The organism is Streptomyces sp. NBC_01618, from assembly GCF_045209435.1.
Taxonomy (GTDB): Bacteria; Actinomycetota; Actinomycetes; order Streptomycetales; family Streptomycetaceae; genus Streptomyces.
Window position 1 is genome coordinate 5,830,891 of sequence record NZ_CP109297.1, and the last position, 15,343, is coordinate 5,846,233.

The window sequence follows — 15,343 nt, forward strand, 5'->3', positions numbered from 1 at the left end:
ACGAGTGAGGAGTGAGCATGTCGTCACCTCTGATGTGGCAGAAGTCGTCGTTCAGCGCCGAGGCGGCAAACTGTGTCAACGTCGCCACCGCGCCCGACGGCTCGCTCAGACTGCGCGAGAGCGACGAACCTGATGTGATACTCGCCGCGACCCGGGTCGGCCTGTCTGCTCTGCTCGCGTCGATCAAGGCGAACGAGTGCCCTGGGCTGCGGCCCGAATGAGGCGGTGACATCGCCGCCATGGACCGTAGAGGCCAGGTGTGCCGACGTGGCCCCCGACGTCAGTGGACGGGAATAAGCGCTCATCGTCGACGCGGTCACGAAGCGTGGTCTGCTCGACCTCGGTGACCTGCACGAAGTCGGCAGCCCCTTCCACGACCGGGCGCCCGGTGGCCCGGACGACCTGTTCCCCCCAAGGAGACCGACGATCTGAAGACCATCGCCCGCAGCAGGTATCTGTGCCCGCCATCGGTCTGCTGATCGTCCTGACGGTCGTCGGCCTGGCGGAGCGAGACACCATCACCATCGTGGTGATCCCGTTCGAGCGGGCCGACTTCCCCGCCTCCGGCCAGCCCATCACCTACGCGAGCGGCTCCGTGCCGCAACTGGACACGGTGCTACTCGATTCCAATCATGGATGCGACCTGCTCTACGCGCAGGCGCAGCTTGCTCGCTACCGAGCGGTCCTGGACCACATGGAACGCTGTGCACTCAGTGAGGCCAAGAGCCACGATTTCATCCACAAGATCGCCAAGAGTCTGTGAGACGTCAAAGCCATGCATACAACTGGCAGAAGTCCTCGTACAGCAACGAGGGGGCAAACTGCGTCAATATCGCCGCCGCGCCCGACGGCACGCTCAGGATGCGGAAGAGCGATGACCCGGACGTGATACTCGCCGCAACCCGGGGCGGCCTGTCCGCTCTGGTCGCATCGATCAAGGAGGACGAGAGCCTCGGGTGCAACCCTGAGTGAGGCTGCGACTCCGCCGCTACGGAACGCCGCGACGGCGCGGAACGTGCCCGCACTGATGGTTACTTCGGCCGAGCAGGCCACCGCGAGGACGTAGCCGATGCCGCGTTCCTCCAGGGGGGCACGCATTTTCGGGTTGCCACCGTAGACCTCGTCGCCCGTGACCCATCCCACATGGTGTCCAGCGTCCCAGAACCGTTCGGTCATCCTGCGGGCCAGTTCCGGCTTGGTCGCGAACACGGTGTCCTCGCCGAGCCCCGTGGCCCGGCATCGATCCGGGTCACCCGTCCAGGAGCGCGGGATGTACAGCTCCCGGTCCACCGCCGCGTGCCCACGCTCGCCGGCGTAGACGAGGTAGACGGCGACCTGGGATTTCTCGATCCGCCCAGCCGTGCCCGTGTACTGGCGCTGGACGCCGACGGTGTGGATGCCCTTTCGTCGAATTCTTGGCCACACTCAACGCTGGACTCAGGAAGCTGAGTCCAGCGACGTGAGATCCGCGCCCTGGACCGCCACCAGCACGGCCTCGCCCGGGGTCTCCCCCGCCGCCACGGCGACCGCCGGATCGATGCCCTCGACCTCGTAGACGGTCACCTTCTCCGGCTTCTCCGTGCCGTCGACCTCGCCCGATTCGTCGCACCCGGGCAGCAGGCCGGTACCGAGGTCCTTGCCGACTGTGAACTCCTTGTCGGTCACGGACCGTCCCCTCACGTTGAGGTAGGACCGCCCCTCATACTTCACGAGGTACGCGCACTTCGCCTCGGAGGCGCCGCCCGCCTTGAGGCCCCCGTCGCTCTCCCCCTTCGTCGTACAGCCGGTCCCCCCGACCACCAGGACCGCCGCCACCACCAGAGTCCTCGTCCATCTCCGCACCCGCGGCTTGACTTCCATCTCCCGCCCTCCGTCTCTCCGGCATCACCGAAGGCCCTTCGGCCTCTCAGTGCTACGACGGAGCAGCCCCCCTTTTCGTTCCGCTGCCCCTCTGAAGGCCTGTTCGGTGAACTCCGCCATCCCGGGCAGACGGCGGATGAGTGATCACCGACCCGATCACCACGCCGTACGACGAGGGGGAGGCGACGCGACGTCATGACCACGCTGGCACAACGCACAAGGCCGATGCGCCGGCCCACGGACCGTCGGCCCTCTTCGACCTGCACTCGACCGCCATGCAGTTCGTCCTGCTCGCCGTTTTCCTGGTGCTGCTCTGGCGTTTGAGGGCTTCATCGCGGGCAAGCAGCTGAGCTCCGGCCAGCTGGACTTCGTCACGCTTATCGTCGACGTAGTCGCGAAGCGCGGTCTGCTCGACCTCGGTGACCTGTACGAAGTCGGCAGCCCCTTCCACGACCGGGCGCCCGGTGGCCCGGACGACCTGTTCACTCCTGAGGAGATCGACGACCTGAAGATTGTCTTCATCGGCCTGCAGAGCACTGCCAAGCCCACCGCACTCGCCGCGTAGGAATCTACGCTGAACCCCATGACGATTCGCGCCGTCCTCTGGGACATCGACGACACGATCTTCGACTACACGGGCGCCGACCGCGTCGGCATGCGCAAGCATCTCGAACAGGAGGGCCTGCCCGGCGGATACGACTCCGTCGAGCAGGCCCTCGTCGCGTGGCGGGCGATCACCGACGTGCACTGGGCGCGGTTCGCCGGCGGGGAGACGGACTTCCAGGGGCAGCGCCGGGACCGGGTCCGGGAGTTCCTCTCGCGGGCGCTGGACGACGCCGAGGCCGACGACTGGTTTGCTCGGCACGCGGCCCACTACGAGGCCGCCTGGTCACTCTTTCCCGATGTGCTGCCCGCCCTGGACCGGCTGACGGAAGGGTTCCGGCACGGGGTGCTGTCGAACTCCAGCATCCACAACCAGGACCGCAAGCTGCGCACGCTCGGTGTGCGGGAGCGGTTCGAGGCCGTGGTGTGCGCCGTGGAGCTGGGCGTCTCCAAGCCCGAGGCCGGCGCCTTCCATGCCGCCTGCGACGCGCTGGCGCTGGAGCCGCAGGAGGTCGCGTACGTGGGGGACGAGCCGGACATCGACGCGAGTGGCGCGGTCGCCGCGGGGCTCATGGGGATCTGGCTCGACCGGGGCGGCCGCGGCGGCCGCCCCGAACTCGTCCGTATCAGCGGGCTCGATCAGTTGCCCGGCCTGCTGGGGTCTGCCCGACCCTGATCCGCCGGAAAGGCCCTGGCGGGCAATACCCGTTTTGGAGCGCCGGACACCTTCGGGTAATGTTCTTCCTGCGCCGCCCGAGCGGGACGGAAGATCCGAACGGGAAGCGCAAGCCGAACAAAACCCCTTCCAGGGGTTGAGTTTTGGTGGGCTATGGTGTAATTGGCAACACTACGGTTTCTGGTACCGTCATTCTAGGTTCGAGTCCTGGTAGCCCAGCGCAGAAATGCAACAGCAGTAACAAGCCCCCGTTGTGTAGCGGCCTAGCACGCTGCCCTCTCACGGCAGTAGCGCCGGTTCGAATCCGGTCGGGGGTACAGATCCTTCCCGCGAGATCATCTGGGTCGCACCCACGCTCTCGATGCAGGATCGCTAGGGCCCCCGTTGTGTAGCGGCCTAGCACGCTGCCCTCTCACGGCAGTAGCGCCGGTTCGAATCCGGTCGGGGGTACTTGTAACACCATGGGCTATGGTGTAATTGGCAACACTACGGTTTCTGGTACCGTCATTCTAGGTTCGAGTCCTGGTAGCCCAGCGCAGAAATGCAACAGCAGTAACAAGCCCCCGTTGTGTAGCGGCCTAGCACGCTGCCCTCTCACGGCAGTAGCGCCGGTTCGAATCCGGTCGGGGGTACAACAGAGCGACAGACAAGGGCCCTTCACTTCGGTGGGGGGCTCTTCTGCTTGTCCTCGGGGGCGTGTCGCCCCGTCAAGTGCGGGGCTTATGCCGGGACTTGGTGGGGGCCGCCACGACGCTGGGGCGGCCGGAGGGTATTTCTTGCGTACGTATTTCCTGCGTACGTCAGCCGCTGCGGCGCAGGGCCTCGCTCAGCCTCGCCGCCGAGTCGATGACCGCCTGGGCGTGCATCCGGCCCGGGTGCCGGGTCAGCCGCTCGATCGGTCCGGAGACCGAGACCGCGGCGACCACCCGGTTCGAGGGGCCGCGCACAGGCGCGGAGACCGAGGCGACGCCCGGCTCGCGCTCGCCGATCGACTGGGCCCAGCCCCTGCGCCGTACACCCGAGAGCGCCGTCGCCGTGAAGCGGGCGCCCTGGAGGCCGCGGTGCAGGCGCTCCGGCTCCTCCCAGGCCATCAGGATCTGGGCCGACGAGCCGGCCTTCATGGTGAGCGTGGAGCCGACCGGCACGGTGTCCCGCAGGCCGGACAGCCGCTCCGCCGCCGCCACGCAGATCCGCATGTCGCCCTGTCGCCGGTAGAGCTGCGCGCTCTCGCCCGTGATGTCCCGCAGGTGGGTGAGCACCGGTCCAGCCGTGGCCAGCAGGCGGTCCTCGCCCGCCGCCGCCGCGAGCTCCGCCAGCCGGGGGCCGAGAATGAAACGGCCCTGTATGTCCCTCGCCACCATCCGGTGGTGTTCCAGTGCCACGGCCAGTCGATGGGCCGTGGGTCGTGCGAGCCCGGTCGCCGCGACCAGCCCGGCGAGGGTGGCCGGACCGGACTCCAGGGCGCTCAATACCAGAGCTGCCTTGTCGAGAACGCCGACGCCGCTAGAGTTGTCCATACGACGATACTCCCGTCTCACTCTGTGAAACGCAAGTTCAATTTTCGGTGGAAGTTGCGAACCTGTAGGGGCGGCCACACAACGGCCCTGTAGCCACCGCCCCGCACGGGGGGGCCGGGCGGCGGCACACCGAATCTCTAGTTGGGCCGGCGAAGACGCCGGCCGGAGGGAAAGCGATGGGTAGGACACTCGCGGAGAAGGTCTGGGACGACCATGTCGTCCGGCGCGCCGAAGGCGAGCCCGACCTCCTCTTCATCGATCTGCACCTGCTGCACGAGGTGACCAGCCCCCAGGCCTTCGACGGCCTCCGGCAGGCCGGACGCCCGGTGCGGCGCCTCGACCTCACCATCGCCACCGAGGATCACAACACCCCGACCCTCGACATCGACAAGCCGATCGCCGACCCGGTCTCCCGCGCCCAGTTGGAGACCCTGCGCAAGAACTGCGCGGAGTTCGGCGTGCGGCTGCACCCGCTGGGCGACGTCGAGCAGGGCGTCGTGCACGTGGTCGGTCCGCAGCTGGGTCTCACCCAGCCAGGCACCACGGTCGTCTGCGGCGACTCCCACACGTCCACGCACGGTGCCTTCGGCGCGCTGGCGTTCGGCATCGGCACCAGCCAGGTCGAGCACGTGCTGGCCACCCAGACGCTGCCGATGGCCCGCCCCAGGACCATGGCGATCACCATCGACGGCGAACTGCCCGACGATGTCACGGCCAAGGACCTGATCCTGGCGATCATCACCCGGATCGGCACCGGCGGCGGCCAGGGCTACATCCTCGAATACCGCGGCTCGGCCATCGAGAAGCTCTCGATGGAAGCCCGGATGACCATCTGCAACATGTCGATCGAGGCCGGCGCCCGGGCGGGCATGATCGCCCCGGACGAGACCACCTTCGACTACCTCAAGGGCCGCGACCACGCCCCGCAGGGCGAGGACTGGGACGCCGCCGTCGCGTACTGGAAGACGCTGCGCACCGACGACGACGCGGTCTTCGACGCCGAGGTCGTCATCGACGCCGCCGAACTGGCGCCGTTCGTCACCTGGGGCACCAACCCCGGCCAGGGCGCGCCCCTGTCGGCCAACGTCCCCGACCCGGCTTCGTACGAGGACGGCTCGGAGCGCAACGCCGCCGAAAAGGCCCTGGAATACATGGGGTTGACCGCCGGCCAGCCGCTGCGGGACATCAACGTGGACACCGTCTTCGTAGGCTCCTGCACCAACGGCCGGATCGAGGACCTGCGCAACGTGGCCGCGATCCTGGACGGCCGCAAAGTCGCGAGCGGCGTACGGATGCTGGTCGTCCCGGGCTCCGTCCGGGTCGCCCTGCAGGCCGTCGAGGAGGGCCTGGACAAGGTCTTCACCGCCGCGGGCGCCGAATGGCGGCACGCGGGCTGCTCGATGTGTCTCGGCATGAACCCCGACCAGCTGGCCCCCGGCGAGCGCTCCGCCTCCACCTCGAACCGCAACTTCGAGGGCCGGCAGGGCAAGGGCGGCCGCACGCACCTGGTCTCCCCGCAGGTCGCTGCCGCGACCGCCGTGCTGGGCCACCTGGCCTCGCCGGCCGACCTGTCCGACGCCCGTACGCCCGCCGGAGTCTGAGAATCATGGAAGCTTTCACCACACACACCGGCCGGGCCGTCCCGCTGCGCCGCAGCAACGTCGACACCGACCAGATCATCCCCGCCCACTGGCTGAAGAAGGTCACCCGCGACGGCTTCGAGGACGGACTCTTCGAAGCCTGGCGCAAGGACGAGAACTTCGTCCTCAACCGCCCGGAGCGCAAGGGCGCCACGGTGCTGGTCGCCGGTCCCGACTTCGGCACCGGATCGTCCCGCGAGCACGCCGTGTGGGCGCTGCAGAACTACGGCTTCAAGGCCGTCATCTCCTCCCGGTTCGCCGACATCTTCCGCGGCAACTCGCTGAAGAACGGGCTGTTGACCGTTGTTCTCGACCAGAAGGTCGTCGACGCGCTCTGGGAGCTGACCGAGGCCGACCCGACGGCCGAGATCACCGTCGACCTGGAGGCCCGCCAGGTCCGTGCCGAGGGCATCACGGCCGACTTCGAGCTCGACGAGAACGCCCGCTGGCGGCTGCTGAACGGGCTGGACGACATCAGCCTCACCCTTCAGAACGAAGCGGACATCGCGACTTATGAGGTGGCAAGGCCGACCTTCAAGCCGCGTACAATTAACGCCTGAGCAGCGCGTTTCCAGGACTGCGCCCCCTGCCTTCTGGTAGGGGGCGCAGCCGCTTGTTGAGACCCCGTCGGGCGACAACTCGCCCCAGATGGCACAATCGGTGCATGGAACGCGACAGCCAACTCAAGCTTTACGGCCAAGTCGCCGACCGATTGAAGGAAGCACACACAAGAGTGCGCACACTGCAAGTCCCGGAGGGCGTAAGGATGGCGCTGTCCCGGAAGCTGTTGGTCATCACGGCCGCGGCTAAGCACGATCTCCCGGATGCGGCAAGGCGTCTGGACCGGTTGATGAAGGACCTCGATGAGGGCCGATTCCCCGAAGGTGACTGACTCTGCGGAACTGCGCAGCGGTCGACTTCGTTGCGGCACTAGGGTGATTAGCCCGTTTCGTGTTTGATTTGCGGTATATATCTGCCTAACGTGCGAAAACGCTTGAACACTTTCGTTCTGGCAATGTCTCCGAAGGGGAAGACGTGAACAAGGCGCAGCTCGTAGAAGCGATTGCCGACAAGGTCGGCGGCCGTCAGCAGGCCGCGGACGCCGTTGACGCGGTACTCGACGCGATCGTCCGTGCGGTTGTCGCGGGGGACCGAGTTTCGGTCACCGGCTTCGGCTCGTTCGAGAAGGTCGACCGTCCCGCCCGCTACGCCCGTAACCCGCAGACGGGTGAGCGGGTGCGGGTCAAGAAGACCTCGGTTCCCCGTTTCCGCGCGGGACAGGGCTTCAAGGACCTGGTGAGCGGCTCGAAGAAGCTCCCCAAGGGCGAGGTGGCCGTGAAGAAGGCGCCCAAGGGCAGCCTCACGGGCGGTGTCGCCCGTACGACGGCCAAGGCCGCGGCCAAGAAGGCCACGGCGAAGAAGGCCGTGGCGAAGAAGGTCACCGCCAAGAAGGCCGTGACCGCCGCGAAGACCACCGCGGCGAAGAAGACCACCGCGAAGAAGGCTGCTCCGGCCGCCAAGAAGACCACGGCGGCGGCGAAGAAGACCACGGCCGCGGCGGCGAAGAAGACGACGACGGCCGCCAAGAAGACCGCGCCCGCCAAGAAGGTCACGGCGAAGAAGGCGCCCGCGAAGAAGACCACGGCGCGCAAGACCACGGCGAAGAAGGCCACCGCACGCAAGAAGTGAGGCCGAGCGGCGCACAGCTGCTCACACGCGCCGGGCCGGGCTCCCCTCGGGGAGCCCGGCCCGCGGGCTGTTGTGGGCCGGGTGCGCGCGGCCGTTCAGAACGTCTGCAGGGTCACCAGGGTGATCCGCAGATCCGCCCCCTCGCCGATGCCTTCGATCCGCACCCGCTGTCCCGGACGCAGCAGCCGCAGCCCGCCCGCGTCGAAGGCCCGGGCGTCGAACGCCACCGGGGTCCCGTCGTCGAGCAGCACGCTGCCGGTGCGGGTCTCGGGGTCGTACGTGTACGAGGTCGCCTGCATGTACGGAAGCCTATCGGTCCAGCGGGGAGAGTCCCGCGGCCCAGTGCGCCGCGGAGTGCGGGCCGGTGCCCAGGGCCAGCGCCGCCCGCAGATCGTCGCCGGTGTCCACGTCCTGGCGGACCGAATCGATGCCGGTCAGCGTGATTTCCACCGCGCCGGAGTCCAGGTGCCGGGCCCGGGAAGGGCCGCCGAAAGCCGGGCGCAATTCCACTCCCGGCGCTGCCGAAAGAAATGTTGTTCCGATTCCTGCCGCATCGGTGACAAATGCGCGAGGAAAAGCGGCGGAAAAATCGAGGACCCGGGCCAGTTCCGCGGGACGCAGCGCGGGCAGGTCCGCGTTGAGAGCGGCGACCGCCGCCCCGGGCCGCCCGGCCCGCGCGGTCCGTTCACCGTGTGCCAGGGCGGCGTTGAGCCCGCGATCCGGCTCGTCGGGCACGATCCGCGCCCCGAGGGCCGCGAGAGCCGCCCCCGCCTCCGTGTCGTCCGTGACGACCACCACATCCCGGACCGCCCGGCAGGACAGGGCGGCGGCCACGGTGTCCCGGGCGAACGCGAGGGCGAGCCGTGGGCGCAGTGCGGCGCCCGTCGCGGGCGCGAGCCTGCTCTTGGCCCGCGCCAAGGGCTTCAACGGGACGACCAGGGTCCAAGGACCGGCCGGGTCGGTGTTCGTGGCGATCTCCCCCTCGGTGCACATCGCCGCTTATTCTCGCCTGCCGGTGCGAGAACCCGGAGGGTCGGCCCCGAAAACGGGGCGTACGGTGTTCTCGACAGAGCAGGGGCCTGGGGCGAGACTTGACCGTCGGTAGCCAGGCAGAGTTCAGCTCCATAGAGGAAGGTGTCCGAGTGTCCCGCCGCAGAATCGGCTTCTGGTACCGCCTGGCGGCGGTGATCGCAAAACCGCCGTTGGTGGTTCTGTTCAAGCGTGACTGGCGGGGAATGGAAAACATTCCGGCCGACGGCGGATTCATCACTGCGGTCAATCACAACTCGTATCTGGACCCGCTTTCCTACGGTCACTTCCAGTACAACACCGGACGCGTGCCGCGGCTTCTCGCGAAGGCCGGCCTCTTCAAGACCCCCTTTGTCGGAATGATGCTGCGCGGCACCGGACAGATTCCCGTGTACCGCGAGACGACCAACGCGCTGGACGCCTTCCGGGCCGCCGTCGACGCCATCGAGCGCGGTGAATGCGTCGCCTTCTACCCGGAGGGCACCCTCACCCGCGACCCCGGCATGTGGCCGATGGCCGGCAAGACCGGCGCCGCCCGCGTCGCGTTGATGACGAAGGCACCGGTGATCCCGGTCGCCCAGTGGGGCGCCAACCTCGTGATGCCGCCGTACGCCAAGGAGAACAAGCTCCGGCTCTTCCCCCGCAGGACCCTCCAGGTGCAGGCCGGACCGCCCGTCGACCTCTCCCGCTTCTACGACGAGGAGCCGACGTCCGACGTCCTGCGCGAGGCGACCGAGGTCATCATGGCCGCGGTGACCGCGCAGCTGGAGATCGTACGGGGCGAGAAGGCCCCCACGGAGCCGTACGACCACCGCAAGGCCCGTGCAGAACAGCGGCGCAAGGCCGAAGGAAAGGGACCCAAGTGACGCACCCCGCAAAGGCAGCCGTCTTCGGAACCGGCTCATGGGGTACGGCCTTCGGCATGGTTCTCGCCGACGCCGGCTGCGAAGTCACCCTCTGGGGCCGCCGAGCCGAAGTCGCCGAAGCCGTCAACACGACCCGTACCAACCCGGACTACCTGCCAGGAATTGAACTCCCCGCGTCGATCCGGGCGACCACCGACGCCGCCGAGGCGCTGCACGGCGCCGACTACGCCGTCCTCGTGGTGCCTTCGCAGACCCTGCGCGCCAACCTCGCCGACTGGGCCCCGCACCTCGGCTCCGACACCGTCCTCGTCTCCCTGATGAAGGGGGTCGAACTCGGCACCGCGAAGCGGATGAGCGAGGTCATCGAGGACGTCACGAAGGTCACCCCGGACCGCGTCGCCGTCATCACCGGCCCCAACCTGGCCAAGGAGATCGCCGAACGCCGCCCCGCCGCCGCCGTCGTCGCCTGCCAGGACGAGTCCGTGGCCCAGCGCCTCCAGAGCGCCTGCCACACCTCGTACTTCCGCCCGTACACCAACACCGATGTGGTCGGCTGCGAACTCGGCGGCGCGGTCAAGAACGTCATCGGTCTCGCCGTGGGCATCGCCGATGGCATGGGCCTCGGCGACAACGCGAAGGGCTCGCTCATCACCCGCGGTCTCGCCGAGACGACCCGGCTCGGCCTCGCCATGGGCGCCGACCCGCTGACCTTCTCCGGTCTCGCCGGCCTCGGCGACCTGGTGGCGACGTGCTCTTCTCCGCTCTCGCGCAACCACACCTTCGGCACCAACCTCGGCCGCGGAATGACGCTCCAGGAGACGATCGCGGTCACCAGGCAGACCGCCGAGGGCGTCAAGTCCTGTGAATCGGTGCTCGATCTGGCGCGCAGGCACGGCGTCGACATGCCGATCACCGAGACGGTCGTCGGCATCGTCCACGAGGGCAAGCCGCCGATGGTCGCGCTGAGCGAGCTGATGTCGCGCAGCGCGAAGCCCGAGCGCCGCTGACGACGGGCACGGGGCTGCGCAGGGCGGTGAACGTTCACGCTCACCGCTCCAGCGGCCCCGGCCACGCTGACGCGAGGGATACCAGCAGGTACGCTCGACGCGATATGAGCAGCGAGAACCTCCCCCAGAGCCCGGAGCAGCAGCTCCGCAAGCCGCGCGTGGCCGTCGTGTTCGGCGGCCGCAGCTCCGAACACGGCATCTCCGTCGTCACGGCCGGCGCCGTCCTGAACGCCATCGACCGGACGAAGTACGACGTCCTGCCGATCGGCATCACGACGGACGGCCGCTGGGCGCTCACCGCCGACGAGCCCGAACGCATGGCCATCACGGACCGCAAGATGCCCGATGTGGCCCAGCTGGCCGAGTCCACCGAGGGCGGCGTGGTCCTCTCCGTCGACCCCGGCAGCCGTGAAGTGGTGTACAGCGAGCCCGGCTCGGTTCCCAAGGCGCTCGGCGAGGTCGACGTCGTCTTCCCCGTACTGCACGGCCCGTACGGCGAGGACGGCACCCTTCAGGGGCTCCTGGAGCTCTCCGGGGTGCCGTACGTCGGCGCCGGGGTGCTCGCCTCGGCGGTCGGCCAGGACAAGGAGTACATGAAGCGGGTCTTCACCTCGTTCGGGCTGCCGGTCGGCCCGTACGTCGTGGTGCGCGCCCGCGAATGGGACACGGACCCGTCCGCTGCCCGCAAGCGCATCGTGGACTTCGCCGGGGACCACGGCTGGCCGCTCTTCGTCAAGCCCGCCCGGGCCGGTTCGTCCATCGGCATCACCAAGGTCGACGACCTCTCCGGTCTCGATGAGGCGATCGAGGAGGCCCGCCGCCACGACCCCAAGTTCCTCGTCGAGTCGCTGCTGCGGGGCCGCGAGATCGAGTGCGGGGTGCTGGAGTTCGAGGACGGTCCGCGCGCCAGCGTGCCCGCCGAGATCCCGCCGGTCACCTCGCACGACTTCTACGACTTCGAGGCCAAGTACATCGACTCGGCCTCCGGGATCGTGCCCGCCCCGCTCACCGAGGAGCAGACCGCCGAGGTCCAGCGGCTGGCGGTCGCGGCCTTCGATGCCGTGTCCTGCGAGGGCCTGGTGCGCGCCGACTTCTTCCTCACCGAGGACGGCGGCTTCGTGATCAACGAGATCAACACCCTGCCGGGCTTCACCCCGATCTCCATGTACCCGCGGATGTGGCAGGAGAGCGGTGTGAGTTACCAGGAACTGGTGGACCGGCTGATCCAGGCCGCGTTGAACCGGCCGACCGGCCTGCGCTGAGACGAGTCCCGCGCCGTAGGGCGTGCACTCCCGTCGCGGAGGGCACGCCCTACAGGCTGCTGGGCACCGTCTTCGTGATCACCGGGCCGAACGCGGCCAACGGGCTCGCGTCATGCGCGTACGCCGTCGAGAGACTCACCTCGACGTACGCCTTGCGGAAGGTGGTCGTAAAACGCGGACCGGCGTCTTCCGGCTGCTCCAGCAGCCAGTTGACGCCGTCCGCCTCGGTGGCCTTCGCCATGGGGTCGTCCATCTTCGCGGGCCGGGGGACACCGCAGCGCAGTACGATCGCTCCGTCCCCCCACTCGGCGATCAGTTCGGACTCCGTCCCGGTGTCACCGCGGCCGAGTCCGGCAACGGTCCTCGGCAGCTCCTTGTGCAGTGCGCGGCAGTAGGCTGCGGCTTCCGGAGACGGGTTGGGAACCGTGATCGACTCCGTGGCGTCCGTCGAGGAGCAGCCGGCCGCGGCGAGCAGCAGCGCGGCAACGGACGGACCGAGAAGCACGGGATGGCGGAAGCGGCGGCGCGATGATGTCACCGGCCCAGCGTAGACGGGGACTACAGATGAACGACCGGGCAGGTCAGGGTTCGCGTGATGCCTTCCACTTGCTGGACCTTGGCGACCACCATGCGGCCGAGTTCATCGACCGTGTCGGCCTGGGCGCGCACGATCACGTCGTAGGGGCCGGTGACGTCCTCTGCCTGGATCACTCCCGGAACTTTGGCGATGGTCTCGGCGACGGTCGACGCCTTGCCCACCTCGGTCTGAATAAGGATGTACGCCTGTACCACGGAACCTCCAGGGCGGCCACGAGGATCGTGTGGGGATGGGAAAGGGACGCCACGGTATCGCGTTGCCGAGGGCCGCGGGGAGATCTCCGGGGCGGTTGACGTCCACAGCGTGGCGCGCACACAGCACAAGTTGACGTATCTCTTGACAGTACCGACAGCAGAGACGGCCCGCGACCGCAAGCGCGACGGGGCGAAAGGGGGGACGGGCATGGTGACGGGAACCGGTGCAGACTGCGATCTGCGGCGGCCTGTCCACGGCCTGGACCCCCGGCCGCCGAAGCAGCCCGGACGGACGTCCGGCGCGATAGATGAGAGGTGAGACTCGGTGAAGGGAACCGTGGGCGAGTTGGGGGAGTTCGGGCTCATCAGGGAGCTGACTTCCCGGCTCACCACCACTCCGGCGGTACGGCTCGGCCCGGGCGACGACGCCGCGGTCGTGTCCGCTCCCGACCGCAGGGTCGTGGCCAGCACGGACATCCTGCTGGAGGGACGGCACTTCCGCCGCGACTGGTCGACCGCGTACGACGTCGGCCGCAAGGCCGCCGCCCAGAACCTCGCCGACATCGCCGCCATGGGCGCCGTGCCCACCGCGCTGCTGCTCGGCCTGGTCGTCCCCGCCGAACTCCCGGTGACCTGGGCCGGCGAGCTGATGGACGGCATCCGTGACGAGTGCCAGGTCGCCGGCGCGGCCGTGGTCGGCGGCGATGTGGTGCGCGGTGAGACGATCACCGTCTCGATCACCGCACTCGGCGATCTGCGCAACCACGAACCGGTCACCCGGTCCGGCGCCCAGCCCGGCGACGTCGTCGCCGTCACCGGCTGGCTCGGCTGGTCCGCCGCCGGTTACGCCGTGCTCTCCCGCGGCTTCCGTTCGCCCCGCGCCTTCGTCGAGGCCCACCGGCGCCCCGAACCGCCCTACCACGCGGGCCCGGCGGCCGCCGGGCTCGGCGCCACCGCGATGACGGACGTCAGCGACGGACTCGTCGCCGATCTCGGGCACATTGCCGAGGCCAGCAAGGTCCGGATCGATCTGCGCTCCGGACTCATCGACATCCCCTCGCAGATGTCCGACATCGGGCAGGCCGTCGGCGTGGACCCGCTGCAGTGGGTACTCACCGGGGGAGAGGACCACGCGATCGTCGCCACCTTCCCGCCGGACGTGAAACTGCCCGCCCGCTGGAAGGTGATCGGCGAAGTCCTCAACCCCTCGGCGCTGCCGCAGGTGACGGTCGACGGAGCGCCCTGGACCAGCAAGGGCGGCTGGGACCATTTCGGCGGCATCGAGGACGCCCAGTAGATTCGGCGTGTGCCCATAGCTGCTGCCGTACCCGCCCGTGTGCTCACCGTCGCCGGATCCGATTCCGGCGGTGGTGCGGGCATCCAGGCCGATCTGAAGACGATGTTCGCGTTCGGCGTGCACGCAATGAGCGTGCTGACCGCCGTCACCGCCCAGAACTCGCTGGGCGTACAGGGCGCCTGGGAACTGCCCGCCGAGGCCGTACGCGCCCAGTACCGCAGCGTGGTGGACGACATCGGTGTGCAGGCGGTGAAGACCGGCATGCTGGCGTCGGCCGCCGTCGTGGAGACCGTGGCCGAACTCCTCGCGGGCACCGCGGCCCCGGTCATCGTGGACCCGGTCGGGGTCTCCAAGCACGGAGATCCGCTGCTGGCCGCCGAAGCGCTCGATTCCGTACGGACGAAACTCCTGCCGGTCGCCACGGTCGCCACCCCGAACCTGGACGAAGTGGCGCAGCTCACCGGCGTGAACGTCACGGACGAGACCGGAATGCGGCACGCCGCCACCGGGATACTGGCCTTCGGTCCGCGCTGGGTCGTCATCAAGGGCGGGCATCTGCCCGGCGAACCCGTCGATCTGCTGACGGACGGCACCGCGGAGCACTGGCTGCGCGCACCCAGGCACGACAACCGGCACACCCACGGCACCGGCTGCACGCTCGCCTCGGCGATCGCCTGCGGACTGGCCCTGGGCCAGGACGTGCCCACGGCCGTACGAGACGCGAAGGCGTACGTCACCGGGGCGATCGCGGCCGGATTCCCGCTGGGCGCCGGGATCGGCCCCGTCGACCACGGCTGGCGGACGCGCACCGGGTGAGGAAGCCCGGCAGCACAGCAAAAAGCCGGTCCACCGAGGTGGACCGGCTTTTTGGGCAACCGGAAGGCTGCGCTACGACGGGAACGTCAGCGCGCGACCTTGCCGGCCTTGATGCACGAGGTGCAGACGTTGAGCCGCTTCGGCGTCCGACCGACCACGGCACGCACGCGCTGGATGTTGGGATTCCAGCGACGGGACGTACGGCGGTGCGAGTGCGAAATGTTGTTGCCGAAGCCCGGCCCCTTGCCGCAGACGTCGCAGTTGGCAGCCACGGGTCACTCCAAAGACT

Annotated in this window: 21 protein-coding genes, 5 tRNA genes and 1 pseudogene; 19 read left to right on the forward strand and 8 right to left on the reverse strand. The window is 68.9% G+C overall.

Features of this window, described 5'->3' with window-relative positions; translation table 11 throughout:
* Positions 1-17: 17 nt before the first annotated feature.
* From OH735_RS27100 to OH735_RS27110, 3 genes are all read left to right on the forward strand, one after another.
* Positions 18-221 (forward strand): DUF397 domain-containing protein, encoded by a 204-nt coding sequence (locus tag OH735_RS27100; protein ID WP_266905267.1) that lies wholly within the window; start codon positions 18-20, stop codon positions 219-221.
* A 236-nt stretch (positions 222-457) separates the two neighbouring features.
* Positions 458-763, forward strand: a complete 306-nt coding sequence (locus OH735_RS27105; RefSeq protein ID WP_406384250.1) for a Scr1 family TA system antitoxin-like transcriptional regulator — start codon at positions 458-460, stop codon at positions 761-763.
* Entirely contained in the window at positions 760-972 is a 213-nt protein-coding gene (locus tag OH735_RS27110; protein ID WP_406384252.1) for a DUF397 domain-containing protein, read from the forward strand. The genes OH735_RS27105 and OH735_RS27110 overlap by 4 nt, the downstream gene beginning before the upstream one ends.
* Before the next feature lie 33 nt (positions 973-1,005).
* On the opposite strand, the pseudogene OH735_RS27115 reads toward OH735_RS27110, so the two are convergent.
* Positions 1,006-1,407: pseudogene (locus OH735_RS27115) on the reverse strand (transposase); the annotation flags it as partial.
* A gap of 30 nt (positions 1,408-1,437) precedes the next feature.
* Entirely contained in the window at positions 1,438-1,860 is a 423-nt protein-coding gene (locus OH735_RS27120) for a DUF6281 family protein (RefSeq protein WP_406384253.1), read from the reverse strand.
* Between the two features lie 140 nt (positions 1,861-2,000).
* On the opposite strand from OH735_RS27120, the gene OH735_RS27125 reads away from it, so the two are divergent.
* The 7 genes from OH735_RS27125 to OH735_RS27155 all read left to right on the forward strand — a co-directional run bounded on the left by OH735_RS27125 (position 2,001) and on the right by OH735_RS27155 (position 3,771).
* Entirely contained in the window at positions 2,001-2,210 is a 210-nt protein-coding gene (locus OH735_RS27125) for a hypothetical protein (protein ID WP_406384254.1), read from the forward strand.
* A 233-nt stretch (positions 2,211-2,443) separates the two neighbouring features.
* The gene (locus OH735_RS27130) at positions 2,444-3,139 is read left to right on the forward strand and encodes an HAD family hydrolase (RefSeq protein WP_406384255.1); all 696 of its coding nucleotides are present in this window, start codon (positions 2,444-2,446) and stop codon (positions 3,137-3,139) included.
* A gap of 147 nt (positions 3,140-3,286) precedes the next feature.
* Positions 3,287-3,358 (forward strand) — tRNA-Gln (locus OH735_RS27135).
* 25 nt (positions 3,359-3,383) lie between these two features.
* Positions 3,384-3,456: transfer RNA gene (locus OH735_RS27140), tRNA-Glu, on the forward strand.
* A gap of 60 nt (positions 3,457-3,516) precedes the next feature.
* Positions 3,517-3,589: transfer RNA gene (locus OH735_RS27145), tRNA-Glu, on the forward strand.
* Between the two features lie 12 nt (positions 3,590-3,601).
* A tRNA-Gln gene (locus OH735_RS27150) sits at positions 3,602-3,673 on the forward strand.
* 25 nt (positions 3,674-3,698) lie between these two features.
* A tRNA-Glu gene (locus OH735_RS27155) sits at positions 3,699-3,771 on the forward strand.
* A gap of 168 nt (positions 3,772-3,939) precedes the next feature.
* Here the strand turns inward: OH735_RS27155 and ndgR are convergent.
* Positions 3,940-4,656 (reverse strand): IclR family transcriptional regulator NdgR, encoded by a 717-nt coding sequence (gene ndgR / locus OH735_RS27160; RefSeq protein WP_406384257.1) that lies wholly within the window; start codon positions 4,654-4,656, stop codon positions 3,940-3,942.
* A gap of 176 nt (positions 4,657-4,832) precedes the next feature.
* On the opposite strand from ndgR, the gene leuC reads away from it, so the two are divergent.
* The 4 genes from leuC (at position 4,833) to OH735_RS27180 (ending at position 7,985) form a co-directional block, all read left to right on the forward strand.
* On the forward strand, positions 4,833-6,257 hold the full coding sequence (gene leuC, locus OH735_RS27165) for a 3-isopropylmalate dehydratase large subunit (RefSeq protein WP_406384258.1): 1,425 nt from the start codon (positions 4,833-4,835) through the stop codon (positions 6,255-6,257).
* A 5-nt stretch (positions 6,258-6,262) separates the two neighbouring features.
* Positions 6,263-6,856: a 3-isopropylmalate dehydratase small subunit gene (leuD, locus tag OH735_RS27170; RefSeq protein WP_406384259.1), complete on the forward strand. Its 594-nt coding sequence runs from the start codon at positions 6,263-6,265 to the stop codon at positions 6,854-6,856.
* Between the two features lie 104 nt (positions 6,857-6,960).
* Positions 6,961-7,188, forward strand: a complete 228-nt coding sequence (locus tag OH735_RS27175) for a hypothetical protein (RefSeq protein WP_093545158.1) — start codon at positions 6,961-6,963, stop codon at positions 7,186-7,188.
* Positions 7,189-7,331: 143 nt separating this feature from the next.
* A complete protein-coding gene (locus OH735_RS27180) occupies positions 7,332-7,985 on the forward strand; it encodes an HU family DNA-binding protein (RefSeq protein WP_406384260.1) in 654 nt (217 codons plus the stop codon).
* A 95-nt stretch (positions 7,986-8,080) separates the two neighbouring features.
* Here OH735_RS27180 and OH735_RS27185 read toward each other — a convergent pair whose 3' ends face one another.
* Complete coding sequence (locus OH735_RS27185; protein WP_406384261.1) at positions 8,081-8,284, reverse strand: hypothetical protein; 204 nt, start codon at positions 8,282-8,284, stop codon at positions 8,081-8,083.
* 10 nt (positions 8,285-8,294) lie between these two features.
* Positions 8,295-8,978: a 2-phospho-L-lactate guanylyltransferase gene (cofC, locus tag OH735_RS27190; protein ID WP_406384262.1), complete on the reverse strand. Its 684-nt coding sequence runs from the start codon at positions 8,976-8,978 to the stop codon at positions 8,295-8,297.
* 149 nt (positions 8,979-9,127) lie between these two features.
* Between cofC and OH735_RS27195 the strand changes: the two genes are divergently transcribed.
* The 3 genes from OH735_RS27195 (at position 9,128) to OH735_RS27205 (ending at position 12,149) form a co-directional block, all read left to right on the forward strand.
* Positions 9,128-9,880 (forward strand): lysophospholipid acyltransferase family protein, encoded by a 753-nt coding sequence (locus OH735_RS27195; RefSeq protein ID WP_406384263.1) that lies wholly within the window; start codon positions 9,128-9,130, stop codon positions 9,878-9,880.
* The gene (locus tag OH735_RS27200) at positions 9,877-10,887 is read left to right on the forward strand and encodes an NAD(P)H-dependent glycerol-3-phosphate dehydrogenase (protein ID WP_406384264.1); all 1,011 of its coding nucleotides are present in this window, start codon (positions 9,877-9,879) and stop codon (positions 10,885-10,887) included. Before OH735_RS27195 ends, OH735_RS27200 begins: the two co-directional genes overlap by 4 nt.
* A gap of 104 nt (positions 10,888-10,991) precedes the next feature.
* Positions 10,992-12,149 carry a D-alanine--D-alanine ligase family protein gene (locus OH735_RS27205; RefSeq protein WP_406384265.1) on the forward strand — a complete coding sequence of 386 codons (1,158 nt, stop codon included), beginning with the start codon at positions 10,992-10,994 and terminating at the stop codon, positions 12,147-12,149.
* A 49-nt stretch (positions 12,150-12,198) separates the two neighbouring features.
* Here the strand turns inward: OH735_RS27205 and OH735_RS27210 are convergent, their stop codons facing one another.
* Complete coding sequence (locus tag OH735_RS27210) at positions 12,199-12,687, reverse strand: DUF3515 domain-containing protein (protein ID WP_406384266.1); 489 nt, start codon at positions 12,685-12,687, stop codon at positions 12,199-12,201.
* Positions 12,688-12,707: 20 nt separating this feature from the next.
* Positions 12,708-12,941 (reverse strand): Lrp/AsnC family transcriptional regulator, encoded by a 234-nt coding sequence (locus tag OH735_RS27215; protein ID WP_093899132.1) that lies wholly within the window; start codon positions 12,939-12,941, stop codon positions 12,708-12,710.
* Positions 12,942-13,266: 325 nt separating this feature from the next.
* Between OH735_RS27215 and OH735_RS27220 the strand changes: the two genes are divergently transcribed.
* Positions 13,267-14,238 (forward strand): thiamine-phosphate kinase, encoded by a 972-nt coding sequence (locus tag OH735_RS27220; protein ID WP_383751448.1) that lies wholly within the window; start codon positions 13,267-13,269, stop codon positions 14,236-14,238.
* Positions 14,239-14,247: 9 nt separating this feature from the next.
* Positions 14,248-15,054, forward strand: coding sequence for a bifunctional hydroxymethylpyrimidine kinase/phosphomethylpyrimidine kinase (thiD, locus tag OH735_RS27225; protein ID WP_406384267.1), 807 nt, complete (start codon positions 14,248-14,250; stop codon positions 15,052-15,054).
* A gap of 86 nt (positions 15,055-15,140) precedes the next feature.
* Here the strand turns inward: thiD and rpmB are convergent, their stop codons facing one another.
* Positions 15,141-15,326, reverse strand: coding sequence for a 50S ribosomal protein L28 (gene rpmB, locus OH735_RS27230; protein ID WP_030928661.1), 186 nt, complete (start codon positions 15,324-15,326; stop codon positions 15,141-15,143).
* Positions 15,327-15,343 lie beyond the last annotated feature (17 nt).

Coding starts and splice junctions, on each gene's coding strand:
- OH735_RS27100 (WP_266905267.1), top strand. CDS start 18: ATGTCGTCACCTCTGATGTGGCAGAAGTCGTCGTTCAGCGCCGAGGCG.
- OH735_RS27120 (WP_406384253.1), bottom strand. CDS start 1,860: ATGGAAGTCAAGCCGCGGGTGCGGAGATGGACGAGGACTCTGGTGGTG.
- OH735_RS27130 (WP_406384255.1), top strand. CDS start 2,444: ATGACGATTCGCGCCGTCCTCTGGGACATCGACGACACGATCTTCGAC.
- ndgR (WP_406384257.1), bottom strand. CDS start 4,656: ATGGACAACTCTAGCGGCGTCGGCGTTCTCGACAAGGCAGCTCTGGTA.
- leuC (WP_406384258.1), top strand. CDS start 4,833: ATGGGTAGGACACTCGCGGAGAAGGTCTGGGACGACCATGTCGTCCGG.
- leuD (WP_406384259.1), top strand. CDS start 6,263: ATGGAAGCTTTCACCACACACACCGGCCGGGCCGTCCCGCTGCGCCGC.
- OH735_RS27175 (WP_093545158.1), top strand. CDS start 6,961: ATGGAACGCGACAGCCAACTCAAGCTTTACGGCCAAGTCGCCGACCGA.
- OH735_RS27185 (WP_406384261.1), bottom strand. CDS start 8,284: ATGCAGGCGACCTCGTACACGTACGACCCCGAGACCCGCACCGGCAGC.
- cofC (WP_406384262.1), bottom strand. CDS start 8,978: ATGTGCACCGAGGGGGAGATCGCCACGAACACCGACCCGGCCGGTCCT.
- OH735_RS27205 (WP_406384265.1), top strand. CDS start 10,992: ATGAGCAGCGAGAACCTCCCCCAGAGCCCGGAGCAGCAGCTCCGCAAG.